This window comes from Cellulomonas sp. NS3 (assembly GCF_024757985.1).
GTDB lineage: Bacteria > Actinomycetota > Actinomycetes > Actinomycetales > Cellulomonadaceae > Cellulomonas_A.
In genome coordinates, this window is sequence record NZ_CP103289.1 from 1180775 (window position 1) to 1205864 (window position 25090).

Genomic DNA, 25090 nt, shown 5'->3' on the forward strand with positions numbered 1-25090 from the left:
GCCGCCGAGCGGTCCGTGGTGCCCTCCGTGCGCGGCGAGGGCGGGTGGCCGTCGCGTCGGCCACCCGCCCCCGGCCCCGTCAGTCGCGCTGCCAGGAGTGCCACAGCGCGGCGTAGTCGCCGCCGGCCTCGACGAGCTCGTCGTGCGAGCCGATCTCCGTGATGCGGCCCGCGTCGACGACCGCGACCCGGTCCGCGTCGTGCGCGGTGTGCAGGCGGTGCGCGATCGCGACGACCGTGCGGCCCTCGAGCACGGCCGAGAGCGAGCGCTCGAGGTGCCGCGCCGCACGCGGGTCGAGCAGGCTCGTCGCCTCGTCGAGCACGAGCGTGTGCGGGTCGAGCAGCACGAGCCGCGCGAGCGCGACCTGCTGCGCCTGGGCGGGCGTCAGCACGGTGCCGCCGGACCCGACCGCGGTGGCGAGCCCCTCGGGGAGCGCCGCGACCCAGTCCCACGCGTCGACGGCCTGCAGCGCCCGCTCGAGCTGCTCGTCGGTCGCGGCGTCGTCCGCGAGCCGCAGGTTCTCCGCGACCGTCCCGACGAACACGTGGTGCTCCTGCGTCACGAGCGCCACGTGCCCGCGGAGCTCGTCGAGCGGCAGGTCGACGAGCGGCACGTCGCCGACCGTGACGGTGCCGCCGGTGGGCGGGTGGATGCCCGCGAGCATCCGCCCGAGCGTCGACTTCCCGGCGCCCGACGGGCCGACGACCGCGAGCCGCTCGCCGACGCGCAGGTCGAGGTCGACGCCGTGCAGCACGTCGTGCCCCGCGCGGTAGGCGTACCGGACGCCGCGGCCCTCGACGTGCTCGTCGGCCGGCGTCGCGGGGCGGGCCTCGCGGTCCGGCGCGACCGCGGCGACGCCGATGATCCGCGCGAGGGACGTGGCGCCGACCTGGATCTCGTCGAGCCAGAAGATCAGCTCGCCGATCGGGTGCATCACCTGCGTCGCGTACAGCGTGATCGTCGTGACCGCCCCGATCGTCGCGGAGCCCGTCGACACGAGGTACGCGCCCCAGACCAGGACCGCGACCACGGGCAGCAGGAACGCGACGTCGACGCCGGGGAACAGGACCGTGCGCAGCCGAAGCGTGTGCCGCTCGGCCTCGAACGCCTCGCGCAGGTCGGAGTCGACGCGCGCGCGGCGGCGGGCGCCGAGCGAGAGCGCGTCGATCGTCCGCGCCCCCTCGACCGACTCGGTGATGGTCCCGTTGAGCCGCGCGTAGGACGCCGACTCGCGCAGGTACGCGGGGGCGGCCCGGCGCAGGTACCAGTGCGTGACGCCGAGCAGCAGCGGCAGGCCCGCGAGCAGCCCGAGCGCGACGAGCGGGTGCGTGACGAACGCCGCGACCGCGGTCAGCGTGATCGTCGCGACGGTGACCAGGACGCGCGGGACGCCGAACCGCACGGTGTACTGCACGCGGTCGATGTCCGTCGTGGTGCGCGCGACGAGGTCGCCGGTGCCGGCGCGCTCGACCGTCGAGAGCGGCAGGCGCGTGACCGTCGAGACGAACTCCTCGCGCAGCTCCGCGAAGACCCCCTCGCCGAGCACCATCGCGGACCGCTGCGCGTACCGGATGAGCACGGTCTGCGCGAGCACCGCGACCACGAGGACGGTGACGGTCCGGTCGACGTGCGCGGTCGTCGTGCCCTGCGCGACGGCGTCGACGAGCCCGCCGAGCAGCCAGGGTGCGGCGAGCCCGGCGGCCGCGGCGAGGGTGTGCAGCACGACGACGAGCAGCAGGCCGCCGCGGTGCCGCCGCAGCAGCAGGCCGGTGTGGCGGCGCAGCGCCGGTGCGTCAGCGACGGGCAGCTTCACGGTCGTCCTCCGTCGTCTCGTGCAGGGTCTCGCCGAGCACCTCGGCGAGGTCGTCGGGCCGGCGGTCGGTGCCCTCCGCCGCGGTGCCCGGGCCCGCCGGAGCCCATGTCGGCTCGGCGGTCGAGCGCGACACCACCTCGCGGTACGCGCGCGCCGCGGCGTCGGTCCCGTCCATGAGCGCCCGGTGGGCGCCGCGGGCCACGACGCGCCCGGCCGAGACGAGCGCGACCTCGTCGACCGCGTCGAGCACGAGCGGGCTCGCGGTGACCACGACGGTGGTGCGCCCGCGGCGCGCCTCCACGAGCCGTGCCGCGATGCGCGCCTCGGTGTGCGCGTCGACCGCGCTCGTCGGCTCGACGAGCACGAGCACCTCGGCCTCGGTCAGCAGGGCCCGCGCGAGCGCGACGCGCTGCCGCTGGCCGCCCGAGAGCGAACGGCCCTTCTCCTCGACCTGGCCGCCCAGCCCACCCGGCACGGAGTCGAGCACGTCCGCGGCGTCGGCGACGTGCAACGCGCGCAGCAGCGCGGCCTCGTCGGCCGTGCCCCGCACGTCGAGCTCCTCGGCGAGCACCCCCGTGAAGAGGTGCGGGGTCGACTCGGCGACCACGATGCGGTCGCGGACCTCGCGCAGGTGGAGCTCGTCGAGCAGCGTGCGGCCCCAGCGGACGGAGCCGGTCGGCGCGTCGTCGTCGGGGCCGGCGAAGCGGCCGAGCCGCGTGGCGACCCGTGCGGACTCGTCGGGGTCGGCGCTCACGAGCGCGAGCACCTCACCCGGGCGCACGACCAGCCCGCTGGCCTCGTCGACGAGCTCCGCGCGCGCGTCCACGGCGGGCGTCGCACCGGAGCCCGCGGCCGCCTCGCGCGCCCCCGTGCCCGCGGCCCCGCCCGCCTCGGGGACGGCGAGCACCGCGAGGATCTTGCGGGAGCCGACGACCGCCCGGGTCAGCACGCGCATCGCCTCGGTCGCGGTCCACAGCGGCTGCGTCAGGAACGCGGCGAACCCGTAGAACGCGACGAGCTGGCCCGCCGTGATGTCGCCGGCGATGGCGAGCCGCGCGCCGGTCCAGACGACCGCCGCCACGAACAGCCCGGGGAGCAGGGTCTGCAGCGCGTCGAGCAGCGACTGCGTCTGCGCGACGTCGACGCCCGCGGTGCGGACCCGCTGCGACTGCGCGCGGTACCGGCCCGCGAAGACGTCCTCGCCGCCGATCCCGCGCAGGATCCGCAGGCCCGAGACGGTGTCGGCGCCCAGCGTCGTGAGGCGTCCGGCGGCCTCGCGCTGCGCGGCCTGGCGGCGCTGCAGCGGCTTGACGAGGAACGCGAGCACGCCGACCACGACGGGCAGGCCGAGCAGGACGAGCAGGCCCAGGACGAGCGACGTGCGCAGGAGCACGACGCCGACCGCCACGTAGGCGACGAGGCCGCCGACGAAGCGTGCGGCGATCGCGTAGACCTCGCCGAGCCGCAGCGCGTCGGAGGCGACGGTCGAGACGACCTCGCCCGTCGGCAGCTCGGCCGTGACGGCGTCCCCGGTCCGGGTGATGTGGTGGCCGACGAGCTGCGACGTCGCGAACGCGGCGCGCAGCCAGTTCTCGACGTCGAGCCGGTGGCCCCACATGGTGCACACGACCTGGACGAGCCCGACGGCCGCGAGCGCGCCGCACCCGGCCCACAGCTCGGCCGAGAGCCCCGCCGCGAGCCCGCCGTCGATGATGCGCCCGAGCAGGTACGGCATGCCGGCGGCCGCGAGGTTGCCGACGACGCCGAGCGTCACCGCCCCGAGCAGGAGCGGCAGCTGACGCCGGGCCTGCCACGCGAGCAGCGCCCGGGGCGAGCCCAGGGGAGGGGTGCCGGGATCCGGCAGGGGGAGGGTGCGCACGGTCACCCACGGTAGGCGTCACCACCGACGTCCCCGCACCGTATTTCCCCTGACGGGGCCCGCCGGCCCCGTCCTGCCGCCCGCCCCCGCGGGGCGCGTGCCCGCACCGTGAGCGGCGCCACACTTCGGCCCTGCGCCGGATGAGCGACGATGGTCCCGACCCCCGAGAGAGGACCCCGCACCGTGAGCGAGCCCCGCCCGACCGCCACCCCGACGACGACGTCCGCGCGCGCCTGGGCGGACAAGGCCGACGGGGCGCTGCGCCGCTACCGGGTCATGGCGTGGGTCACGGGCGTGATGCTGCTGGTCCTCACGGTGGAGATGCTGCTCAAGTACGTCGTCGGGGTCGGCGAGGACGTCCTGCGCTGGATCGGCTGGGTGCCCTTCGCGCACGGGTGGATCTACGTGGTCTACCTCGTGACGGTCCTCGGCCTCTGGTCCGCGATGCGCTGGTCGTTCGGGCGGCTCGTGACCATGGTGCTCGCGGGCGTCGTCCCGGTCATGTCGTTCGTGCTCGAGAAGCGCGTGCACGCCGAGGCCGCGGCGCGGATCGCGGCGGCGCGCTGACGCACCGGCCGCGCTCGTCGGGCCGGCGACCGTCCCGTCCCGGGCCCTAGGTCCCGTACCCGACCGGTTCGCCGTGCGTGGCGGCCGAGCGGCTCGCGGCGAGCACGGCGAGCGCACCCACGGTCACCCATCCGAGGAGGTCGAGCGCCACGGTGAGTACACCCGGAGGAGTGATGAGCTGGGTGAAAAACGCCCGGCCGTCCCACGCCATCGGGTTGGCGGCGTAGCCGAGCGCGGTGCCCAGGACGCCCGCGGCGAGCAGCGGGCCGCGCCGGTCGTCGAGCACGTGGCGCCGCACGAGCAGGTACGGGACCGCCGCGAGGAGCGCGAGCACGGTGACCGCGCGCACGACGAGACCGGCGCGCAGGTCCGTCGTCGACTCCGCGGCCCAGGACGCGAGCAGCCCCGAGGCGAGCCCGCCGGCCGCCGTCGCGAGCGCCACCTGGGCGGTGAGTGCGGTGCGCATGTCATGACCCCCGAGACCGTCGACGGGGCCCGCTCGGCCCCGACTCGATCCTCACCCCGCGCGCGCCGCCGGGTCTGGGCCCCCGGGCCCACGAGGGCCCGCGACGGCGTGGGCCCGGACGTGAACCTGCAGGCCCGGCCCGTCGCGGGACGGCGGCGGGACGATCGTCGCGTGCCGGTTCAGGGGGTCGCGGAGTCGTCGGGAGCGTCGCCGACGGACACCGTGCTGCCCACGCGCAGGCCCCACCGCTCGAAGCTCCCGAGGGGCGCCTCGAGCACCGCAGTCACAGCCGGGCGCGGGCGGGTCACGGCCCAGGGCCGCAGGACCTGCACGGCGAGCACGACGCCGCGGGAGTCGAGCAGGGCCACGTCGAGCGGCACCCGCATCCCGGCCCCGTGCACGGAGCTCTCGGGCGAGAGCAGCAGCGCCTCCGGGAGCGTCCGCCGCCCGAGGAGCCCGCGCAGCCGGCCCGCCCAGGTGTCCGCGACCTCCGCGCGGGCCACCGGACGTCCGTCCAACCACAGTCCGGTCACACGATTCATCCCGCCTCGTCCCCCCTATCCTGACCGCGCTCTCGGATTTCCGCGCCACGGCGCGCCCGGCCGCTCGCGGCGGGCTGGGACCGTTCGGGGGAACCGCCAGGCCGTGCCGAGCCGGTCGGCGGGCGCCAGTGAATCATGTCGGGCACGTCGAAGGGGGAGTGGGTCGTCCATGCAGCAGGTCGTCGTCGGAGCCGTGGTCCAGCCCACCACGGAGGTCCTCGAGCTCCTCGGCGGCGAGGCCGTCGTGCTCGCCGGCCCGGACGACCTGGACGGGATGTGGGCGGCCGTCGCAGACGGCACCACGCACCTGCTCCTGCTCGGCGAGGACCGCCACGAGACGCTCGTGCGCCGGCACGCCGCGCTCGTCTCGGACCGCGGCGTCGCTGTCTCGTGGCTCACGCTCCCGCACGGCCCGGCCGCCCTGGTCGTGCTCGCGCTCCAGGCGGCGTCGGTGTCGCTCGACGCCGGCCTGCTCCCGGAGTTCGTCCGCCAGCTCGCGGCGCGGACCTGGAGCGGGGCGTGGACGCCCAGCGTGTCCAAGCTCGTGGACCCCGCGCCGAGCGTGGGCCAGCACCTGCGCTCGTGGGCGCCCGGCGGCTCGGGCTTCGTGGTCACCCTGTCGGGCGACCGCGGCGTCGTGCCCGTGGGCGGCAAGGGGATCGGGCCCGGCGACGGCACGGGCGGCTCGCTGTACTGCGCCGGGTCCGGGATCCCCGACGGGGCGCGCGGCCACCTGGTCGCGGCGTCGGGTGCCACCGACCTCGTCGAGATCGACGCGCTCCGGCTCGACCCGGAGGCCCGATTCGGGCACGCGCGCGCCGTCGAGCTCGTCGCGCTGCCGTCCGACGAGCGCGTGCCCCTGCCGCCCGCGTCGTCGCTCGCCGGCTGCGTCGTGTGCGCGGCCGTCGTGCCCGGAGAGTTCTGCTCGTACTGCCACGTGCGGCCCGCCGGGCTGCCCGCCGACCCCCAAGGAGTCACGCTGTGAACCCCCGCCAGCGCCGCGGCGTTCTGTTCATCCTGATGTCCGTGCTGCTCGCCGTCGTCGTGTTCATCGCGATCGCGGCGTACGTCGGCAACGTCGCGACGCAGGTCGGGTCGGTGGTCCAGGTCTACCGGGTCGCACGCGACCTGCCCGCCTACACGACGCTCGAGGAGTCCTCCCTCGAGGTCGACGAGGTGCCCGCGCGGTGGCTGTCCGACTCGGCCCGGGTCACGCAGGAGGACCTGGTCGGGCGCAAGATCGGCGTGAACCTCCAGGAAGGCACGATGGTCACGGACGACATGCTCGTGCCGCCGTCCGACCTGAGCCCGACCGAGCGCGAGATCGCGATCAAGGTCGACCAGATCACGGGTGTCGCGGACCGGGTCCGGCCCGGCGACTACGTCGACATCTACGCGGTCTTCGCGGACGTCCCCGGGCTGCCCAAGCAGGTGCGCGTGCTCGTGCAGAACGTGCGCGTCGTCTCGGTGCGCGGCAGCCAGGTCGAGATCGACGAGGAGAGCGACACCGGGCAGCAGACGGTGGTGCCGGTGACGCTCGCGCTCGAGCCGAACGACGCGCTCGCGGTCACCTACGCGGCCGCCTTCGCGCAGGAGGTCCGCCTCGTGGGCCTGCCCACCGGCGCCGGTGAGGACCGCACGGGCGAGCAGGGCGACTTCGATGCCGAGGACCTCGGTGGCCAGGCGATCCCCGAGGGGGTGAACGACTGATGGCCGGCACGATCGTCATCGGCTGCGCCGACCAGTCGCTCGCGTACGAGCTGCGCTCGCAGCTCGCCGAGGCGGCCGACGTCGAGGTCGTCGGGGTCGCGGAGACCACGACCGAGCTGACGTCGCTCGTCGTCACGCACGAGCCCAACGTGATCCTCGTGCACGACCAGCTCGGTCCCGAGCCGGTGCACCAGACGATCCGGGACCTCGGCCTGCGCCGCCCCGCGACCGTCACGATCGTCGTCTCGAGCGACAACGAGCCCGAGGCGCTCGCGTCCGCGATGGACGCCGGTGCGCGCGGCGTGCTCGCCTACCCGTTGTCGTTCGCCGACGTGCAGCAGCGCGTCGTGAGCGCGCTCGACTGGTCGCGGCACCTGACGTCGCTGCTCGCGTCGACCCGCGAGGGCGACGCCGGCCCGCGCGGCCGGGCGAACGTCGTCGCGGTCACCGGCTCCAAGGGCGGCGTCGGGACCAGCACGATCGTCACGCACCTCGCGTGGGACATCCGCCGCGAGGTCCCCGCGTACAAGGTGCTCGTGATCGACCTCGACCTCGAGAAGGGCGACGTCACCAGCCTGATCGAGGCGCGGTACCGGACCTCGATCGCCGACCTCGCGAAGGTCTCCGAGGACCTGTCGGTGCGCACGGTCGCGGACGCGGTCTTCGAGCACGAGTCCGGACTGCACATGCTGCTGCCGCCCGAGGACGTGCGGGACGTCGAGTGGGTCACGCCCGCGGCGATCCGGCAGATCATCGCGCTCGTGCGCCAGCAGTACGACCTGGTCATGATCGACCTCGGCTCGCACGTGACGCCCGTCCAGGCCGCGGTCGTCGAGATCGCCGACGAGGTCGTCTCGGTCGTCACGCCCGGCCTGATCAGCCTGCGCGCCCTGCGCCGCAACCTCGGCTGGTGGGAGTCGCTCGCGGTCCGCAAGCCCGACGCGGTGCACGTGCTGCTCAACCGGCACTCGCGCGTCGACGAGGTGCAGCCCGAGACGGCCCGGCGCCTGTCGCCCGCGCCGCTGCTCGAGACGGTCCTGCCGGACCTCGGCCGCAAGCTCGAGTCGTCGGCGAACTCCCGCTCGCCCGAGCTCGTCGACGACCCCACGTGGTGGAAGTCGCTGCGCGCGCTCGGCCGGGAGATCGGGCTCGTGCGCGTCGCCGGGGACGCCCCCGCGCAGGCGGCCGCGCCCGCGCGACCGGCCCCCGCAGCACCGGCCTCGGCGCCCTCGCTCGAGAAGCCCGGCCGCGCGTCGTTGCCGACCCGCCGGCGTGCGCGCGGCGACGAGACCGGGTCCGCGTCGGTCGAGCTGCTCGGCGTGCTGCCCTGGGTCGCGCTCGTGTGCGTCATGCTGTGGCAGCTCGGCATCGTGGGCGTCACGTACGTGTGGACCGGGCACGCCGCCTCGGCCGCCGCCCGCGCGGTGTCGCTCGGCCAGCCCGCGTCGCAGGTGCGCGACGCCGCGGAGGACCGCTTCCCCACGGGGATGCGCGACGGGCTGCGCGTCGACCTCGACCCCGGCGACGCCGGCGGTGTCTCGGTCGTGTCCCGGGTGCCGCTCATGATGCCGGGGGTCCTCAGCTCCCCGTGGGACGTGCGGGTCGACCGGTCGGTGGTGATGGAGCCGTGACGCGGCGCACGCGCGGCGACCGCGAGCGGGGCAGCTCCGCGGTCGAGCTCCTCGGTGTGATGCCGGTCGTCGTCGTGGTGATCCTCGTGGTGCTGCAGGTCTGCGCCGCCGCGTACGCCACGCAGGCGACGAACCAGGCGGCCCGCGACGGCGCCCGCGCGCTGAGCCGCGACCAGTCCGTGCCCGCCGCGGTCGAGCGCTCGCTGCCGAGCGGTCTGAGCGCGGACGCCATCAGCTACCCGGGTGGCGACGGGGTGCGGGTCGAGGTGCGCGTGCCGCGCATCGCGCTCTTCCCGCCGCTCACCGTGACGCGTGAGGCGGTCATGCCATGAGGGCCGGGTTCGGTGAGTGGTCGGGCGAGCGCCGCCCCGAGACCCCGGCGGCCGCCGCCGTCGTCGAGCAGCCGGCGGCGCCGCTCGCACGCAGCGACCTCGACGAGGTCCTGGTCACGACGTTCAAGCGCAAGCTGCTCGACGAGGTCGACCTGCACGAGCTCGGACGGCTCGACGCGGGCCAGCGGCGCATCCGCCTCGAGCGTGTCGTCGCGCACCTCGTGTCGACCGAGGGCGTCATCCTCACGACGCGCGAGCGCAACGCGCTCATCCGCCGCGTCGTCGACGAGTCGATCGGCCTCGGCGTGCTCGAGCCGCTGCTCGCGGACGAGACGGTCTCCGAGATCATGATCAACGGCCACGACACGATCTACGTCGAGCGCTTCGGCCAGGTCGAGCGGGTCTCGGCCGCGTTCGCGTCGGAGGAGCAGCTCCGGCAGACCATCGACCGCATCGTCTCGACCGTCAACCGCCGCGTCGACGAGTCGAGCCCGATGGTCGACGCGCGCCTCCCCCCGGACGAGCGCATGCCCCGCGGCGCGCGCGTCCACGTCGTGCTCCCGCCGCTCGTGCTCAACGGCCCGACGGTGACGATCCGGCTCTTCCCGAAGGCGTACGGCCTGGACGAGCTGCTCAACCGCAACAGCCTCGACCCCGCGACCGCGGAGCTCCTCGCGGCGTGCGTGCGCGCGCGGATGAACATCATCGTCTCGGGGGGAACGTCGTCCGGGAAGACGACGATGCTCAACGCGCTCTCGGCGTTCATCCAGTCGCGGCAGCGCATCATCACGATCGAGGACGCCGCCGAGCTCTCGCTCTCGCAGGACCACGTGGTCCGCATGGAGACGCGCCCGGCGAACGTCGAGGGCCAGGGGCAGGTCACGATCCGCGACCTCGTCCGCAACGCGCTGCGCATGCGCCCCGACCGCATCATCGTCGGCGAGGTCCGCGGCGGCGAGGCGCTCGACATGCTCCAGGCGATGAACACCGGCCACGAGGGCTCGCTCGCGACGGTGCACGCCAACACGACGGTCGACGCGCTGATCCGCCTCGAGACGCTCGCCTCCATGAGCGACGTCGAGGTGCCGTTCCACGCGCTGCGCGACCAGGTGAACAACGCGGTCGACCTCGTGGTCCAGCTGCTGCGCGGCTCGGACGGGACCCGGCGCGTGGTCGAGGTCGGCTACGTCGCCTCGCGGCACCGCGAGGACTTCGTGGTGCAGCCGCTCATGCGCTGGGACCCCGAGGCGCCGAACCCGCCCGGCCCGCCCGGACGGTTCGTGCAGTACCCGATCCCGCAGCCGATCCTCGACCGGCTGCGCATCGCGGGCGAGCCGATCGGCATGGCGGCCTCCCCGCCGCACGCCGTCCCCCAGCCGCCGACCGAGCCCGGTGCGCCGGCGCAGAGCGCGGGGGCCGCGTCGTGATCGTGGTCGTGATCCTGATCGGCGTCCTCGGGGCGTGCGTGCTGTTCCTCGCGGGCGTCCGCGAGCTCGTGTCGGTCGCGTCGCGCCGGCGGGCGCTCGTCGCGGGTGTCGTGGACGACACGCCGCTGTCGGGCAGCGCGCGGGTCGCCCGCTGGGACCGCGCGTTCCGGCAGACCGCCCCCGGGCGGTGGGTCGACCGCCAGCTGCTGCTCGCGGGCGAGGAGACCCGGCCCGCCGTCGTCGTCGCGGGCGTGGCCGTCCTGGGCGGCCTCCTGATCGGCTGGGTGCTGGCCGTGGGCCTGGCGCCGGTGTTCGGCCTGCTCGGGATCGTCGCCGTCGTCGTCGGCATCCGCGCCTACCTCGCGCGGGCCCGCGAGCGGCGCAACGAGCAGTTCATCGCCCAGATGCCCGAGCTCGCGCGCGTCCTGTCGAACGCGACGAGCGCGGGCCTGTCGATCGCGGCCGCCATCGGGATCGCCGCCGGGGAGCTCGCGGCGCCCGCAGGACCCGAGCTGGCTCGCGTCGCGTCGCGCATGCGGTTCGGCGACAGCCTCGAGGCCGCGATGACCGGGCTCACGGAGCGCCTGCCGTCGCGCGAGGTCTCCGTGCTGGTCTCGACGCTGCTGGTCAGCGCGCGCTCGGGCGGCTCGCTCGTCTCGTCCCTGCGCGACATCGCCGACACGCTCGACGAGCGCAAGGAGATCCGGCGGGAGGTGCGCACGACGCTCGCGCAGTCGACCTCGACCGGGTACCTCGTGATCGGCATGGGCTTCGCGCTGCTGTTCCTGCTCAACGTCATCCAGCCGGGCACCGTCCAGGCGATGACGTCGGAGTGGGTCGGCCGCGTCGCCCTCGTCGTCGGCGGCGCGCTCTTCGTCAGCGGGTTCCTGCTGATCCGGCGGATGACGAGGTTCGACGGGTGAACGTCCTCCTCGCCCTGGGCGCCGCGGTCGTCGGCGCGCTGGCCACCGTGCTGCTGCTCGTCGGCTACCGCCAGATGCGGACCGACGCCCTCGACACGCTCGACGTCGAGGACCTCAGCCTCCTGCGCGGCCGGGAGCGCCGTCGCGCCGAGGGGGAGACCCCGCTGCAGCGGCTCGCGCGCCGCCAGGTCCCGCGCCTGCGCTCGATGCTCGGCCCGCAGCGGCTCGCGCAGCTCCAGCGTCGCATCGACGAGGCGGGCCGACCCGACGGGCTGACCGTCGACGGGTATCTCGAGCGGACCGCCATGTGGTGCCTGATCGTGGCCCCGGTGCTGCTCCTGCTGCTCGTGCAGGGGAACATCCTGATGGCCGTCCTGGCGCTCACGGTCCCGGTCGCCCTGCCGCTCAGCCGGGTCGCGGCGGCCCAGCGCAAGCGCCGCGAGCGCATCGACCGCGACCTGCCGGACTTCCTCGACGTGCTCGCCGTGACCGTGATGGCGGGCGTGAACTTCCGTGCGGCGCTCTCCCGCGTGTCCGAGCGGTTCCAGGGGCCGCTCGCCGACGAGATCACCCTGACGCTCCAGCAGATCGTCAACGGCGCGTCGGTGCGCCAGGCGTTCACCGACCTGCGCCGGCGCAGCACGTCCGAGCCGGTCGGGCAGTTCGTCTCGGCGCTCCTGCAGTCCCAGGAGCTCGGCGCCCCGCTCGCGGAGTCGCTCCAGCAGATCGCCGAGGACATGCGGCGCGACAGCGGTCAGCGGCAGCGCCAGGCGGCCGCCCGCACCGCGCCGCGCGTCACGCTCGTGACGTCGCTCGTGCTGGTGCCGGGTGCCCTGATCTTCATCGTCGTGGGCCTGTACGTCGGCACGGACGTGGACTTCGGTGCGCTGCTCGGCGGTGTCGGGTGAGCGCCCCGCAGCGGGACTTCGCGCACCAGGTCGTCTCCGCGGGCCTGCTCGTGCGGCTCATCGCGATCATGGTCGCGATGATCGGCATGGTCGGCGACACCATGACCGGGCCGGTCCTGACGTGCGTCCTCGTGCTGAGCGTCTCGAGCTTCTCGTTCCTCGTGTACCCGCAGGTGTCCGGCTTCGTCGCGCGGCACCCGCTCGTCGTCGTGGTCGACGTGCTGCTGACCCTCACGGTCGTCTCGCTGCTCGGCGTCGAGAGCCCGCTCGTGCTGGCGACGTTCTCGACGGCCCTGATCCTCGGGGTGCTGTTCCGCCCGCAGATCGCGTGGCTCGGGGCCGTCGTGCTCGTCGCGGGCTACCTCGCGGTCGCCCGGGCCACCGTGGGGCTCGACGTCGGCTTCATGCTGGCCCTGGGCGTCCCCGCGCTGTACCTCGCGTTCGTCGCGATCGGGCTCGCGGTGCGCGGCGCCCACGAGCAGTTCGTGGGCGTGGCGCGCGAGGCCGCCCTGGCTCGGGAGGCCGTCGCGGCGGCGGACGAGCGCGCGCGGCTCGCCCGCGAGATGCACGACTCGCTCGGCAAGACGCTGCACGGCATCTCGCTCGCGGCGCAGGCGCTCCCGCTCTGGGTCGAGCGCGACCCCGCCGCGGCCATGGTCCAGGCGCGCGGGCTCGCCGACGGCGCCAACCAGGCGGCCGACGAGGCGCGGCGCCTGCTCGTGCGGATGCGCGCCGACGAGCCCGACCGCCCGCTGGTCGAGGTGCTCGCCGAGCTCTGCGCGCGCTGGGAGCTCGAGCACCGCACGGAGTGCCGGTTCACCTACGGCGCCGCGGTGGACCTGCCCCCCGACACCCGCTACGAGGTCCTCGCGATCCTCGGGGAGGCGCTCGAGAACGTCGCCCGCCACGCCGGGGCGTCGCGCGTCGACGTCGAGCTGCGCGGGCAGCCCGACGGCACCGTCCGCCTGTCCGTGCAGGACGACGGGCAGGGGTTCGTGCCGCGCGAGGACGGGACGAGCCCGCGCGGGCACTTCGGGCTGACCGGGATGCGCGAGCGCGCGCTCGAGGTCGGTGCCGAGCTCGACGTCCGCTCGACCCCCGGGGCGGGCACCCAGGTCCTCGTCCAGGTGGGTCCCACGAAGGAGCGCAGCGATGTCCCGAGGTGACACGGTCGGCGACGTGGGCCCCGCGCCCGGAGGTGTCGACCCCGCGCACGGAGCCCTGACGCAGGTCACGGTCGTCGTGGTCGACGACAACTCGGTGATCCGGATGGGCCTGCGCAGCCTCCTCGAGGCCTCGGACCGGTTGCGCGTCGTCGGCGAGGCGGCCGACGGCGAGGAGGCCGTGCGCGTCGTGCGGGCGACCCTCCCGGACGTCGTGCTCCTCGACGTGCGGATGCCGCGGCGCGACGGGGTGCAGGTCGCCGCCGAGATCCAGGCGTGGACCAAGGTGCTCATGCTGACCTACTCGGAGGCGCCGGAGGTGGTGCGCGCGGCGGTCGACGCGGGTGCGAGCGGGTACCTGGTGCACGGGACGTTCGCGGCGCACGAGCTCGAGCGCTCGATCCTCGCGGTCGCCGAGGGCTCGTTCCTGCTGTCCGAGCGGGCGGCCAGCGCGATGCGCGCGTCCTGGGCCGCGCCGTCGACCCCGGCGGCACCGCAGCGGCCCGACGTCGGCCTCTCGGAGCGTCAGCGCGAGGTCATGGAGCTCGTCGCGCTCGGGCGGACGAACGCCCAGATCGCCGGCGAGTGCTTCCTGTCCGAGAAGACGGTCAAGAACCACATCAACCACATCTTCGCGAAGCTGGGCGTCCGGACCCGGGCCGAGGCCGTCTCGGTGTGGCTGGGCGGTGCCCCGGACCCGGGCCGAGGGCGGCCGTAGATGGGCCCGCAGATGGGCCCACGGGCCCGCCACCGGCGCCGGGACCGCCCGTAACGTTCCTGGTGTCAGGACGAACCAGGGCAGCTCAGGCCGGCCGGGACGGACCTCAGACCTCAGCACACCACGTGGCTCGGCCGGCAACGGTCGGCCGAGAGAACGGAGAGCACCATGACCCGCATGTTCGTCAACACCAAGATCCGCCTCCAGAAGAGCCTCGAGGAGCGCGAGCTGGGCCAGGGCACGCTGGAGTACCTCGGCATCGTCATCGTCGCGGCGATCCTCGTGGCGGCCGTCGTCGGCGCGTTCGACACGTTCGACCTCAAGGCGAAGATCGGCGCGCAGCTGACGAAGATCGGCAACCTGGGCGGCGAGTGACGCCGAGCGCGTGACGGAGCGGCGGTGCGGTGGCGGAGGGGCCACCGCGCCGCCGCTGTCGTGCAGGTGGTGCGGGTCGTGCAGGCGGAACGGGCGGGACGAGGAGGGAACCGGATGCGGGTCGGACGCAGCACCTGGCGACGGGACGAGGGCGACGACCGTGGGCTCGTGACGAGCGCGCTGGTCGTCGTCGTGTCCGTCGGTGTCGTCGCACTGCTCTTCCTGGCGGTGCTCCCGCTGCTGGTCGGGACGGACCAGAAGGGCCGCACGCAGACCGCGGCGGACGCCGCGGCGCTCGCCGGCGCGGAGTCGGTCCGCGAGCACGCGCTCGCCCACCTGGATGACGTGATCCGGCCGGTCGGGGGAGTCTCGTTCGCCGCGATGCTCGGACAGTCGCGCGGGCTCGGGCAGGCCCAGGTCTACGCCGCCCGCAACGGCGCGACGATCGTGGTCGAGCAGTACCGGTACGACCCGTTCGCCGACGAGGTCCGCGTCGTGACCCGCTCCACGCAGGCGCCGGCGCGCTCCGGGGGCGAGCCCGCGTCCATCGACCGCACGCAGGCCGTCGCGACCGCCGAGGTCGGGGTCGACCTCGGCGAGTGCGTGTTCTCGGTGTCGCAGAAGCTCGTCGGCCACGAGCCCGTGCCCACGACCGAGCCGCCGCCGCCCGGCGCGCCGGAGCCGACGCCCGCGCCGACCCCGACCCCCACGCCGACGCCGGTGCCGATCTACGACGACGAGTACCGCTTCAGCTGCCCGGGCCTGCGCGCCGTCCCGGCCTCGCTCGACCTGGGCGCCGTCCTCGACGGCGCGCGCGAGGCGCTCGACGACGCGCTGAAGCCGAAGCTGGTGCGATGATGCAGCCGGCCCGAACCCCGACGTCCACCCGAGAGGTCCGCGCGATGACACCCTCGACCCTCCGGCGCAGGTCGGCCGCGCTCGCGGGCGCGGCCGGCGTGCTGCTCGCGACCGGGGCCGGTGCCCAGGCCGCCGAGGCGGGCCGTGACGAGCTGCCCCTCGGCACGATCGACCTCGACGGGCAGGAGACGCCGGTCCTCGGCTCGTTCGTCTACCACCAGTTCCACCTCGACACGAACCCCGAGATCCGCGGGCTGGTGCACGGCGTGCAGCGCGTCGAGGGCGGGACGGTCCTGTATTACTCCGTCGGGACACCCGCGGGGTCCTCCGCGTCGGCTTTCGCTGGGGCGATGGCGTTCCCGGACTCGAGCCACCCGTACGACGGGTCGCACGGGGTCGACCTCGCGCTCGTCGACACGCAGAGCCTCGCGGCGTACCGGCCGCTGTACACCTCGAGCGAGACCTTCACGAGCGCGACCGCCGACCTGGAGGCCTCGCCCGGTGAGCTCGTGGTCGGCTGGGCCGTGTTCCCCGAGCTCGCCGCGGACGTCGACACCGTCCAGGTGACCATGCCGTGGGGCACGGCGGTCGGCGACGTGCCCGTCGGCGAGGGTGCGCTCAAGCCCGTCGCGCAGGAGCCGGCGCCGCTGCTCGGGGAGGGCTGGCCCGAGGTGCCCACCGCCGACGCGCTCGCGGCCGCCGACGCCGCCGCCGTCACCTACTCGCTCGTGCGCCGCACGGGCGACGAGGAGGGCACGTCGACCACCGAGGAGTCCCCCGAGCAGGTCGCGGTGACCCTCGACGCGAACGTGCTGTTCGCGAGCGGGTCCGCGGACCTGTCCGGCGACGCGCAGCAGGTCCTGGCGACCATCGCCGCGGACATCGCGGACCGAGGGACCGGTGAGGTCGTCGTGACCGGGCACACGGACTCCGACGGCTCCGACACGTTCAACCAGACGCTGTCCGAGCAGCGGGCGTCGTCGGTGCTGAACGTCCTGCAGCCCGCCAGCGGGAGCGGCGTCACGTTCACCGCCGTCGGCCGGGGCGAGGGCGACCCGGTCGCGGGCAACGACACGGACGAGGGCAAGCAGGCGAACCGGCGGGTCACCGTCGTCTACGCGGTGCAGGGGGAGTCGTGAGGAACAGGACGTGGGGCGTCGTGGCCGGTGCGGTCGCGGCGGTCGGGGTCGGCCTGGTCGTGCTGGCGTCGTGCTCGCCGGACGACGAGCCGGGACCCGGGGCGACCTCGACGGCGGGCGCGTCCTCGTCGACCGGCGGTGACACGTGGACCCGGGCCGAGCTCCAGGAGCTGGTCTTCGAGGGGGACGTCGGCACGTCGAGCGTCCTGGGCTCGGTGTCCGGCGAGATCCCGAGCCGGCCGACCCCGTTCCCGGCGGAGATCGAGGTCACCGAGGTGAGCGCCGGGTCCGAGAGCACCCTGGTGCGCTTCACGCTCCGTAACGACGGCGAGGAGGTCTCCCCGAGCCTCGAGTCGTTCAACCGTCGCACCCCGCTGACCAAGGACATCCGCGACATCGCGATCGTCGACACCACGCTCGGCGCGCGGCTGCAGCCGTTCCTCGGCGTGCAGGCGAGCGCGCCCGACGTCTCGATGTGCACCTGCGCGGACGCCCCGAAGCAGGTCACGGACGCCGGTCAGCTGCTGTCGGGCACGTTCCCGCCGCTCGACCCGGGCACCACGACCATCACGGTGGAGATCCCCGGGTTCCCCCCGGTCGAGGACGTGCCGGTCACGCGCCGCTGAGCAGCCCCCCACGGGACCCCGTGCGCCGCACCCCCGTCCGCGGGGCGTGCGGCGCACGCGCGTGACCGTGCGGGGGAGCGCGCCGGGTCCGGTGACGTGACCGGCCGGAGCGGGGCGCGGAGCGAGCACCGGCACGGGCGCCCGCCCGAGGCACGCCGGCGCCTTCTCCTCGATCCGGGGCGGCGGCGACCGATCGGTGGGGAAGGGGCCGCGGGGACGCCGGATGCCGACCCGTCGGTAGGATGCGGGCCGACGCCCGCCCCGAGCGGAGCGCTGCCGAGCCGGCAGCGCGACGTCGACGAGCAGCACGGACGAAGGCAGGACGGACGACGGTGCGCTGGCGGTCAGGACGCGGTGACGCGCGCGCGTCCGGTGTCCCCCTCCTCGCGCTCGCCCTCGCCGCGGCGGTGTCCCTGCCCGGGTCCGCCGCGGTGGTCCGCGTCGCCACCGACCCCGCCGGCGCCGAGCTCGGGCTGTGCCGGTTCGTCGCCGCCGTGAGCCTGCGCGCGGGCGCGTGCGAGCCGCCCGAGCTCCTCGGCGCCGGCGACGACGACGCCGCGCGGGTGTACGGGCCCCCGGTGTGCCGCGTCTACGCGCAGGCCGACGAGCGAGGACGTTCGGTCCGGACGTCGCGCGTCGCGACCCGCACCGGTGACGTGCTGGTCCAGGAGGCCTCGGGCGGCGCCGTGCGCGTCGTCGCGGTGGCGCCCGCGGACGACGGCGCGGCGCTCCTGACCGTCGGGGAGCCGCGCGACGGCACACGCCCGCCCGCGGACGCCGCACGCGAGGTCGGCGACTCCTGGGAGGTCCCGGACGCGGACGCCTGGGAGCGGCTCCGCACAGCGACCGACGAGCGCGACGCCCAGCTCGACCGGCTCGCGTCCGGCGTCCCCGTGGCCGAGGCGTGGTGGCTGGCGGAGAGCGGGCAGCGCACCGCCCCACCGCCGCCCCCGAGCCGCACGCTGGTCCGCGGGGTCGTCGACCTCGACGACGCGGCCGCGCACGGCGTGCGTCCGCGGCCGTCGGCGCGGCGCGGCGCCGACGACGACCTCGTCGCGCTCAGGGCGGGTGCCCGGGGGACCGTGACGATCGCGACGGGCACCGACGGGACGCAGACCTGGACGTACTACCTCGACGGCCGGAGCGGCACCGGAGTGGACGAGGGTGCGCTGGGCGTGACGCGCGACGCGGTGGGTGACGTGCGGGAGCTCGTGCTGCGCAGCGTCGCGCCGGGGGAGCGGCGGGACCGCCAGGTGACGACGACGACGCTCACGGTGGCTGACGACGACCGCGGGGTCGTCGACGCGTGGCTCGGTGAGCGCGCCCCCGCGGGCCTGAGCGACGGCGTCCGGGTCGAGGAGTCGGCGCTCGTCCCGGGGCTGCCCTCGCCGCGCGCGTTCGGCGACCTCCTGTACCGGGGCTCCACGACGAGCGTCATCACCTACCGCGGGGTCGGCGACGACGCCGACTTCCGGTCCGCGGTCCGCGACGGGTGGGCGCTCGGTCTCGCGGTGCGCGCCCGCGACGTCGGGGCCCGCACCGCCGACGCGACGTACCTGGGCTCGCCGAGCCGGACGGGCGAGCGCCTCATGATCCCGGAGGCCCGCTGCACCGGCGGGGCGTCGTTCTGATGCGCGCGGGGGCCCTCCGTGGTCGATGACCTGATCCGCCGGCCGTCACGGCCCTCGCAGCGCCCCGCCGCGCGAGGGCACCGGGGACCCGTCGAGCGCTGGCACGAGCTCGGGCGCACCGTCGACGGGCTCGTCGGGCGCCACCGGCACGCCCGCGCGTGGCTCGTCGGGCTGCTCGTGGGCGTGGTGGTGCACTCGCTCGCGGCCGCGCTCGTGGCCGTCGTCGCCCTCGGTGGCGCCGCGGGCCCGGCCGGCCTGCTCCCGGCGCTGACGCCGGCCGTCCTCGGCGCGGCCGCCTCGGCAGCAGCGTTCCGCCCGCGGACGCCGCCCACGGTGCGCGACGTCGTCGTCGTCCCGCTCGCGGTCGTCGGGTACGTGCTGCTGCTCGCCGCGCGGGTCCTGGGGCGCGTCGGCGCCGACGTCGCGGCCGCCACCGCGACGACCGTGCTCGTCGTCCCCGCCGCCGCCGCGCTGGTCACCGGGGTCGTCGCGGGGCTGGTCCTGCGGCGTCGGTGGGAGCCGCCCGCGGGACCCGTCGCCTCGGTCACCTACACGACGCCGCGCGTCTGACGATCAGGTGGTGGGCCCGGATCCGGGCCCACCGACGGGTCCGTGGGCCCACACCGCGCCGCGGACGGCGACGTAGCGTCGTGGTCCCCGACCCCCCGCCCGACAGGAGCCGTACCGCCGTGATCTCCCGCCTCGCCCGCGCGGCGCACCCGTCCGACCGCGGGGCGAGCACGCTCGAGACCCTCGGGATCGTGGTGGTCGCGGCACTCCTCGTCACGGGCGTGACGATCTCGATGGCGGCGTACCCCGGCCTGATCTCGGGTGCGCTGTGCCGCTTCACCGCCGCGGTCGGGCTCGGGGCGGGAAGCTGCGAGGAGAGCGACCCGCAGGCCGAGGACCCCGTGACCGACGATGACTTCCGGCCGCCGGTCTGCATGCTCCACGAGGAGAGCGAGCAGTACCAGGCCGAGTTCAAGGCCTGGTTCTTCACCTTCGGCCAGAACTCGGGCTTCATCGTGCAGGAGTACGCCGACGACACCGTCCGGGTCACCGCGACGGACGGTGCTGGGGTCGGTGCGGGGGGCTCGGTGTCGAGCTCGACGTTCGACGCCGGCAAGCTCGGGAACGGCGACAACGCGGGCGTCGACGTCGACCTCGGTGGCGGCGTCAAGTTCTCCTACGGGGACACGTGGGTCTTCGACGACCACGACGAGTGGCTCGAGATGAAGGAGCAGCTCGACGACTACCTGCTCCAGCAGGAGATGCTCAAGCAGCGCGGCGGGGTGTGGGCGGCGAAGTCCATGGGCTGGAAGGAACAGCCCAAGGACCCCGAGGTCTCCTACGTGCGCACCGAGCTCGAGCTGTCCCTCGAGGCGGCGCTCGGCCTGCGCGACCCGCTCGGACCGGCCGGGCCCAAGGGCGAGCAGGAGTTCCTGGACCCGAACGTGGGCCTGACGCTCGAGGCCAAGGCGGGCGGCGCGGTCGTCGTCGAGACGAACCACGACACCGGCGAGCAGAGCTGGATCTACGAGGTGAGCGGCTCGGCGGCCGCGGGCGCCGAGGTCGTCGTCGGCCAGGGCTCGGTTCAGGGTGCCGTCAAGGGAGCCTTCACGGTCACGCGCGGCGAGGACGGCGACGTCACGCAGCTCGTGTTCCAGAGCACCCGCGAGGTCGGGGTCCGCGGCGGGCTCGGCAACGACACGTTCGACCAGGCCGGCGGCAGCACGGGGACCAGCGAGACCGACTCCTACGTGACGACGACGACGCTCGACGTGACCGACGAGAACCGCGACCTCGTCGACTCCTGGCTCGCCGAGCGCAACGACGCGGGCGTCGCGCTGACGCTGCCGTTCGGTGCGATGGAGCCCCGCAACCCGTCCGACGACCCGTTCCTCCAGCTCCTGTACGAGGAGGCGACGATGAGCCAGCTGACGTACCACAACGTCAAGGACAAGACCGAGTTCGAGGCCGCCATCAAGAAGGGCTGGGAGTTCGGGTTCGCGGTCAGCGCGGAGAACGCCACCGCGAGCCTGACCGACGCCGACTTCCTCGGCGCACCCGGGCAGGACGGCACGCGCGTCATGCTCCCCGACACCGAGTGCAAGTGACGGAGGGGACGACCGTGACGTTCGCGAGCTTCGTGCGGCCCTGGGCGGCCGGCCTGGTCGGCTTCCTGGTGGGCGAGTACGGCGCCGGCGCCCTGCTCGGGTCGCTCGTGCGGTCCGGCGACCGCGAGCAGGCCCTCGCGCTGAGCTGGCTGCCGTGGGTCGCCGCGCCCGTGCTCGGCGCGCTGCTGGCGACGCTCGCGGTGGGGGTCGTCGCGACGACCCGGTGGTGGCACTGGCTCGTCGCCGTGCTCCCGGTGCCGCTCGGCGCGGTCGGGGTCACCGCGGCGGTGATCGTCCTGACCGGTGCCGCGGCGACGGGCTTCGCGCTCTCCGTCGTCGCCCAGCTCGTGCTCGCCGCGGGCGTCGGGCTGGCCCTCGGTACGCTGCGCAGACGGGCCTGGCGCCCGCCGACCCCGGCCGAGCCGCCCGTGAGCTACGTCGTCGACCGACCGGAGGACCTCCCCGCATGAGCCGCCCGAACCCCGTCCGACGCGCCCTCCTGGCTGCCGCCGGCGCCACCGTCCTCGTCGGGCTCGCCGCCTGCTCCTCGGGGAGCGGCACACCCGAGGGCTGGACCCGCGTCGAGGACGGCTGGCTCCAGGTGGACGTCCCCGAGGCCTGGGTCGAGACCGGCGGTCTCAGCGACCGCTGGACGGCGTCGTGGCAGGACGCCGAGGGTGCGGACGCGACCGTGCAGCTCGCGGCGAGCCCCGCGCTCGGCTACTACCGGGCCGCGGAGGCGCGCGGGATCATCCTCGCGAACGCCCAGGTCGGCGGTCTGCCCGGGTTCGCGGTGACGAGCCAGTCGGACCCCGTCGACACCGACGCGCTCGAGGTGACGCGCACCGACTTCACGTACGAGCCCGACGACGGCGGCACGTCGGAGGGCGTGCTGTGGGTCGCGGCGGACCGTGAGACGAAGAAGTCGGTGGCCCTGCAGCTGACGGCCGCGGAGCTCGACGAGGACGTGGTCGAGCAGCTCGAGGCGAGCATCCGGGTGCTCGACACCGAGGCGACGCCGAACGGCTGACCGGCCGCACCGTCGCGCACCGCTCTGCCCGGACCGCCTTCCCGCACCGCCCGGCCGCAGCGCCCGGCCGCACCGCGCTGCCCCGCACCGTCTGCCCGCACCGCCCTGCGCTGCGCCGCCCACCGCCCTGCACCGTCCACCGAAAGAGGTCCCGTGCGCCGCACCGTCGCCGGCCTGGCCGCCGTCCTCGTGCTCCTGTCCGCCTGCACCGGCGGGGACCGGCCGAGCGCCTCCGGCGACCCCGCGAGCAGCGCCCCCGCCACGGCGGCACCACAGGAGCCGGCCCCGGTCGTCGTCGAGGCGACGTACCTGTCCGTCCCCGTCGAGCTCGAGGTCGCGCCGGTCCAGGTGCAGGGCGACGTCGCGCTGCTGTCGGTCGAGTACCGGCTGGGTGCGGGGGCGCCCGCCGGGGCGGTGTTCAGCGCGGGGCAGGTGCTCAAGACCGCCACCGGAGCGGTCGGCCCCACCGGGGTGCGGCTCGTCGACCTCGAGACGGGGCAGGTGCACCCGCCGGGGACGGACGCGGAGCGGCAGCCGGCCGTCACGCGCGAGGCCCTGCCGGTCACGGCGGAGGCCCCGGCGACGTCGCACGGCCTCTACCGCGCCCCGGCTGCGGAGAGCGTGGCCGTCCTGTTCCCGTACCTCGGCCTGGTCCGCGACGTCCCCGTCGTCCACCTGGGCGCGGGGGAGGAGCTCCCGGTGACCGCGCAGGACCTCGGCCGCGCGGGCGACATCACGTACGCCGCCGCGCCGGTCGACCAGTTCACGGTCGCGTTCGACGACTCGTCCTCGACGCGCGTCTCGCACGAGGACGTCACGGTCGCCCTCGCGTCGGACGTGCTCTTCGGCGTCGACCTCGCCGACCTCTCGCCGGACGCGCAGGCCGTCGTCGACCGGGCGGCGACCGAGATCGCGGCCGAGGCTGCCGAGGGCCGCGTCGAGGTCGTCGGGCACACCGACGACGTCGCGTCGCCCGAGCACAACCAGGACCTCTCGGTGCGCCGGGCGCAGGCCGTGGTCGACCGCCTCGCACCGGTGCTGGGGACCGCGTTCGAGGTCGTCGCCGAGGGCCGAGGCGAGAGCGAGCCCGCCGTCGCAGGGACGTCGCCCGAGGCCCGTGCGGCCAACCGCCGCGTCGAGATCCGGTTCACCGCGGCGACGCCGGGCGCGTCGGTCGAGGTGGGCGCGGCCGCGGCGGTGCCGGAGCCCACGGGTCCCGTCGCGTCGGGCGACGCGGCCGTCGAGGTCGCCGGGGTCACGGGGTTCGCCGTGCGGGCCCTCGCCGTGGAGCCGGTGGGCCCGTTCCTCGTCGGGACCCTCGAGGTCGAGCGCACCGGCGCCGGGACCGCGCAGCCGACCGGGCTGTTCGGCGACTTCGTGCAGGGCCTCGCCACCGGGCGGGGGCTGAGCGCGCTCGCGATGGGCGGGGGTGCGCACAACGCGACGCTGCTCGGCGACGCGAGCCGGGTCTACCCGCTCGACTACGTCCGGCCGGCGGCGGACGGCGCGAGCGGCGACGTCCGCGCGGTCGTCGCCGACGAGTGGGTCGTCGCGCCGATGGCGCCTGGCGAGACCCTCACGACGACCGTGCTGTGGCCCGACCCGGGCGGCGACACGGTCACGGTCGACGTGCCCGAGCGGTTCCGGCTGGCCGACGTCCCCGTCACCCGCCGCTGAGCCGTCGGCAGCCGCGTGGCCGTGCGCGGCCGGGCGTGCGCGGCCCGGCGGCGGAGCCTCCCGGGCGTGCCCGGAGGCCGGACCACCTCGGCCGGGACCGCCGGCGACGATCTACCCTGGCCCGGTGCTCCACGCCGCCTGCGGTCCCGACCTCGTGACGCCCCGCCGGCCTGCGCACGCGCGGAACCCCGTGCTCCGTGCGCCCCGGGACACGCACGCCGACGGCGGCGCGCGGCGACCGCGCGGCACGGCGCGCGACGGCCGCAGCGGGTCGGGCCGATGAGCGCCGACGCGCCCGCGGCCCGTGCGCCGCTCGTCCCCGAGGGCCCGCCGCTCGACCCCGCCCGGCTCGCGCGGTACGCCCGCCACCTGACGCTCCCCGGGGTCGGGGTCAGCGGCCAGCGCCGGCTCGCGGCCGCGCGCGTGCTCGTGGTCGGCGCGGGCGGCCTCGGCAGCCCCGCGCTGCTCTACCTCGCCGCCGCGGGGGTCGGGACGCTCGGCGTCGTCGACGACGACGTGGTCGACGAGTCGAACCTGCAGCGGCAGGTCCTGCACGGCCGGGCGGACGTCGGGCGCCGCAAGGTCGACTCGGCGCGCGAGGCCGTGCTCGCCGCGAACCCCGACGTCACGGTCGAGGCCCACCCGGTGCGCCTGACCGCCGCGAACGCGCTCGAGCTCGTGTCCCGCTACGACCTCGTGCTCGACGGCTCCGACAACTTCGCCACCCGCTACGTCGTGAGCGACGCGACCGCGATCGCGGGGGTCCCGCACGTGTGGGGCGCGCTCGACCGGTTCCAGGGCCAGGTCAGCGTGTTCTGGTCCGCGCCGCCCGAGGGGCTGGCGCCCGTGACCTACCGCGACCTGTTCCCCGACCCGCCCGCGCCCGGCACCGTCCCCACGTGCGCCGAGGGCGGGGTGCTGGGGGCGCTGTGCGCGACGATCGGCTCGGTCATGGTCACCGAGGCCGTCAAGCTCGTCACCGGTGCGGGCCGCTCGCTGCTCGGGCGCCTCGCGCTGTACGACGCGGCGGACGTGCGCTGGCGCGAGCTGCGCGTGGCCGCGGACCCGACGCGGGCGCCGGTCACCGAGGTCGCCGAGCCCGCCGCCGAGGTGTGCGAGGTGCCCCCGCGCGGGGCCGCGGGGTCGACGGCGGCGGCGACCGCGGTCTCGGCGCGGCAGCTGCGCGACCTGCTCGACTCGCCCGCGCCGCCGTTCGTGCTCGACGTCCGCGAGGAGCACGAGCGCGCCGTCGTCGCGATCCCGGGGTCGGTGCTGCGGCCGGCCGGGACGCTGCTGCGGCCGGTGCGCCCGGTCGCCGACGGGGTCGGGGGAGCCGGGGGCGCCACCGGGGGCGGCCCGGACGCCGTCCCCAACGACCCGTTCGCCGAGCTCCCGCGCGACCGGCTCGTCGCGGTCTACTGCAAGTCGGGCGCGCGCTCGCAGCGCGTCGTGGAGGCGGCGCACGCCGCGGGCCGCAGCAACGTCGTGCAAGTCACGGGCGGCGTGCTCGCGTGGGTCGCGGACGTCGACCCGTCGCTCCCGACGTACTGACGGCCGG

Annotated in this window: 25 protein-coding genes; 21 read left to right on the forward strand and 4 right to left on the reverse strand. The window is 75.7% G+C overall.

What is annotated here, in order from left to right:
• Window positions 1–79: 79 nt before the first annotated feature.
• Both NXY84_RS05595 and NXY84_RS05600 read right to left on the reverse strand, forming a co-directional pair.
• Window positions 80–1813 carry an ABC transporter ATP-binding protein gene (locus tag NXY84_RS05595; RefSeq protein WP_258726134.1) on the reverse strand — a complete coding sequence of 578 codons (1734 nt, stop codon included), beginning with the start codon at window positions 1811–1813 and terminating at the stop codon, window positions 80–82.
• The gene (locus NXY84_RS05600; protein ID WP_258726135.1) at window positions 1794–3692 is read right to left on the reverse strand and encodes an ABC transporter transmembrane domain-containing protein; all 1899 of its coding nucleotides are present in this window, start codon (window positions 3690–3692) and stop codon (window positions 1794–1796) included. The genes NXY84_RS05595 and NXY84_RS05600 overlap by 20 nt, the downstream gene beginning before the upstream one ends.
• 183 nt (window positions 3693–3875) lie before the next feature.
• On the opposite strand from NXY84_RS05600, the gene NXY84_RS05605 reads away from it, so the two are divergent.
• Window positions 3876–4259, forward strand: coding sequence for a DUF3817 domain-containing protein (locus NXY84_RS05605; RefSeq protein ID WP_258726136.1), 384 nt, complete (start codon window positions 3876–3878; stop codon window positions 4257–4259).
• Window positions 4260–4305: 46 nt separating this feature from the next.
• On the opposite strand, the gene NXY84_RS05610 is transcribed toward NXY84_RS05605, so the two are convergent.
• Together NXY84_RS05610 and NXY84_RS05615 are read right to left on the reverse strand one after the other, a co-directional pair.
• Complete coding sequence (locus tag NXY84_RS05610) at window positions 4306–4725, reverse strand: hypothetical protein (protein ID WP_258726137.1); 420 nt, start codon at window positions 4723–4725, stop codon at window positions 4306–4308.
• A gap of 179 nt (window positions 4726–4904) precedes the next feature.
• Entirely contained in the window at window positions 4905–5228 is a 324-nt protein-coding gene (locus NXY84_RS05615; protein WP_258726138.1) for a DUF192 domain-containing protein, read from the reverse strand.
• Window positions 5229–5436: 208 nt separating this feature from the next.
• Between NXY84_RS05615 and NXY84_RS05620 the strand changes: the two genes are divergently transcribed.
• The 20 genes from NXY84_RS05620 to moeB all read left to right on the forward strand — a co-directional run bounded on the left by NXY84_RS05620 (window position 5437) and on the right by moeB (window position 25083).
• Complete coding sequence (locus tag NXY84_RS05620) at window positions 5437–6252, forward strand: hypothetical protein (RefSeq protein WP_258726139.1); 816 nt, start codon at window positions 5437–5439, stop codon at window positions 6250–6252.
• Window positions 6249–6977: a Flp pilus assembly protein CpaB gene (gene cpaB, locus NXY84_RS05625; RefSeq protein ID WP_258726140.1), complete on the forward strand. Its 729-nt coding sequence runs from the start codon at window positions 6249–6251 to the stop codon at window positions 6975–6977. The genes NXY84_RS05620 and cpaB overlap by 4 nt, the downstream gene beginning before the upstream one ends.
• Window positions 6977–8608 (forward strand): AAA family ATPase, encoded by a 1632-nt coding sequence (locus tag NXY84_RS05630; protein ID WP_258726141.1) that lies wholly within the window; start codon window positions 6977–6979, stop codon window positions 8606–8608. Before cpaB ends, NXY84_RS05630 begins: the two co-directional genes overlap by 1 nt.
• On the forward strand, window positions 8605–8940 hold the full coding sequence (locus tag NXY84_RS05635; RefSeq protein WP_258726142.1) for a TadE/TadG family type IV pilus assembly protein: 336 nt from the start codon (window positions 8605–8607) through the stop codon (window positions 8938–8940). Before NXY84_RS05630 ends, NXY84_RS05635 begins: the two co-directional genes overlap by 4 nt.
• On the forward strand, window positions 8937–10367 hold the full coding sequence (locus tag NXY84_RS05640; protein WP_258726143.1) for a CpaF family protein: 1431 nt from the start codon (window positions 8937–8939) through the stop codon (window positions 10365–10367). The genes NXY84_RS05635 and NXY84_RS05640 overlap by 4 nt, the downstream gene beginning before the upstream one ends.
• Entirely contained in the window at window positions 10364–11290 is a 927-nt protein-coding gene (locus tag NXY84_RS05645) for a type II secretion system F family protein (protein ID WP_258726144.1), read from the forward strand. The genes NXY84_RS05640 and NXY84_RS05645 overlap by 4 nt, the downstream gene beginning before the upstream one ends.
• The gene (locus tag NXY84_RS05650; RefSeq protein ID WP_258726145.1) at window positions 11287–12198 is read left to right on the forward strand and encodes a type II secretion system F family protein; all 912 of its coding nucleotides are present in this window, start codon (window positions 11287–11289) and stop codon (window positions 12196–12198) included. Before NXY84_RS05645 ends, NXY84_RS05650 begins: the two co-directional genes overlap by 4 nt.
• Window positions 12195–13364, forward strand: coding sequence for a sensor histidine kinase (locus NXY84_RS05655; protein ID WP_258726146.1), 1170 nt, complete (start codon window positions 12195–12197; stop codon window positions 13362–13364). Before NXY84_RS05650 ends, NXY84_RS05655 begins: the two co-directional genes overlap by 4 nt.
• Window positions 13351–14079, forward strand: a complete 729-nt coding sequence (locus NXY84_RS05660) for a response regulator (RefSeq protein WP_258726147.1) — start codon at window positions 13351–13353, stop codon at window positions 14077–14079. Before NXY84_RS05655 ends, NXY84_RS05660 begins: the two co-directional genes overlap by 14 nt.
• Window positions 14080–14247: 168 nt before the next feature.
• Window positions 14248–14454 carry a hypothetical protein gene (locus NXY84_RS05665; RefSeq protein WP_258726148.1) on the forward strand — a complete coding sequence of 69 codons (207 nt, stop codon included), beginning with the start codon at window positions 14248–14250 and terminating at the stop codon, window positions 14452–14454.
• 168 nt (window positions 14455–14622) lie between these two features.
• Window positions 14623–15312, forward strand: a complete 690-nt coding sequence (locus NXY84_RS05670) for a hypothetical protein (protein WP_258726149.1) — start codon at window positions 14623–14625, stop codon at window positions 15310–15312.
• 44 nt (window positions 15313–15356) lie between these two features.
• A complete protein-coding gene (locus NXY84_RS05675) occupies window positions 15357–16451 on the forward strand; it encodes an OmpA family protein (RefSeq protein ID WP_258726150.1) in 1095 nt (364 codons plus the stop codon).
• Window positions 16448–17077, forward strand: a complete 630-nt coding sequence (locus NXY84_RS05680) for a hypothetical protein (RefSeq protein ID WP_258726151.1) — start codon at window positions 16448–16450, stop codon at window positions 17075–17077. Before NXY84_RS05675 ends, NXY84_RS05680 begins: the two co-directional genes overlap by 4 nt.
• A 332-nt stretch (window positions 17078–17409) precedes the next feature.
• Window positions 17410–18708 (forward strand): hypothetical protein, encoded by a 1299-nt coding sequence (locus NXY84_RS05685; RefSeq protein ID WP_258726152.1) that lies wholly within the window; start codon window positions 17410–17412, stop codon window positions 18706–18708.
• An 18-nt stretch (window positions 18709–18726) separates the two neighbouring features.
• On the forward strand, window positions 18727–19278 hold the full coding sequence (locus NXY84_RS05690) for a hypothetical protein (RefSeq protein WP_258726153.1): 552 nt from the start codon (window positions 18727–18729) through the stop codon (window positions 19276–19278).
• A 119-nt stretch (window positions 19279–19397) separates the two neighbouring features.
• A complete protein-coding gene (locus NXY84_RS05695) occupies window positions 19398–20825 on the forward strand; it encodes a hypothetical protein (protein ID WP_258726154.1) in 1428 nt (475 codons plus the stop codon).
• Complete coding sequence (locus NXY84_RS05700) at window positions 20822–21295, forward strand: hypothetical protein (RefSeq protein WP_258726155.1); 474 nt, start codon at window positions 20822–20824, stop codon at window positions 21293–21295. Before NXY84_RS05695 ends, NXY84_RS05700 begins: the two co-directional genes overlap by 4 nt.
• On the forward strand, window positions 21292–21855 hold the full coding sequence (locus tag NXY84_RS05705; RefSeq protein ID WP_258726156.1) for a hypothetical protein: 564 nt from the start codon (window positions 21292–21294) through the stop codon (window positions 21853–21855). The genes NXY84_RS05700 and NXY84_RS05705 overlap by 4 nt, the downstream gene beginning before the upstream one ends.
• A gap of 153 nt (window positions 21856–22008) precedes the next feature.
• Window positions 22009–23532 (forward strand): OmpA family protein, encoded by a 1524-nt coding sequence (locus NXY84_RS05710; protein WP_258726157.1) that lies wholly within the window; start codon window positions 22009–22011, stop codon window positions 23530–23532.
• Window positions 23533–23811: 279 nt separating this feature from the next.
• Window positions 23812–25083 carry a molybdopterin-synthase adenylyltransferase MoeB gene (moeB, locus tag NXY84_RS05715; RefSeq protein ID WP_258726158.1) on the forward strand — a complete coding sequence of 424 codons (1272 nt, stop codon included), beginning with the start codon at window positions 23812–23814 and terminating at the stop codon, window positions 25081–25083.
• Window positions 25084–25090: the final 7 nt, after the last annotated feature.

What these genes read in the sequence shown, in the direction of transcription:
- moeB (WP_258726158.1), top strand. Translation starts at nt 23,812, where the DNA reads ATGAGCGCCGACGCGCCCGCGGCCCGTGCGCCGCTCGTCCCCGAGGGC.
- NXY84_RS05705 (WP_258726156.1), top strand. Translation starts at nt 21,292, where the DNA reads ATGAGCCGCCCGAACCCCGTCCGACGCGCCCTCCTGGCTGCCGCCGGC.
- NXY84_RS05640 (WP_258726143.1), top strand. Translation starts at nt 8,937, where the DNA reads ATGAGGGCCGGGTTCGGTGAGTGGTCGGGCGAGCGCCGCCCCGAGACC.
- NXY84_RS05610 (WP_258726137.1), bottom strand. Translation starts at nt 4,725, where the DNA reads ATGCGCACCGCACTCACCGCCCAGGTGGCGCTCGCGACGGCGGCCGGC.
- NXY84_RS05675 (WP_258726150.1), top strand. Translation starts at nt 15,357, where the DNA reads ATGACACCCTCGACCCTCCGGCGCAGGTCGGCCGCGCTCGCGGGCGCG.
- NXY84_RS05660 (WP_258726147.1), top strand. Translation starts at nt 13,351, where the DNA reads ATGTCCCGAGGTGACACGGTCGGCGACGTGGGCCCCGCGCCCGGAGGT.
- NXY84_RS05630 (WP_258726141.1), top strand. Translation starts at nt 6,977, where the DNA reads ATGGCCGGCACGATCGTCATCGGCTGCGCCGACCAGTCGCTCGCGTAC.
- NXY84_RS05665 (WP_258726148.1), top strand. Translation starts at nt 14,248, where the DNA reads ATGACCCGCATGTTCGTCAACACCAAGATCCGCCTCCAGAAGAGCCTC.
- NXY84_RS05620 (WP_258726139.1), top strand. Translation starts at nt 5,437, where the DNA reads ATGCAGCAGGTCGTCGTCGGAGCCGTGGTCCAGCCCACCACGGAGGTC.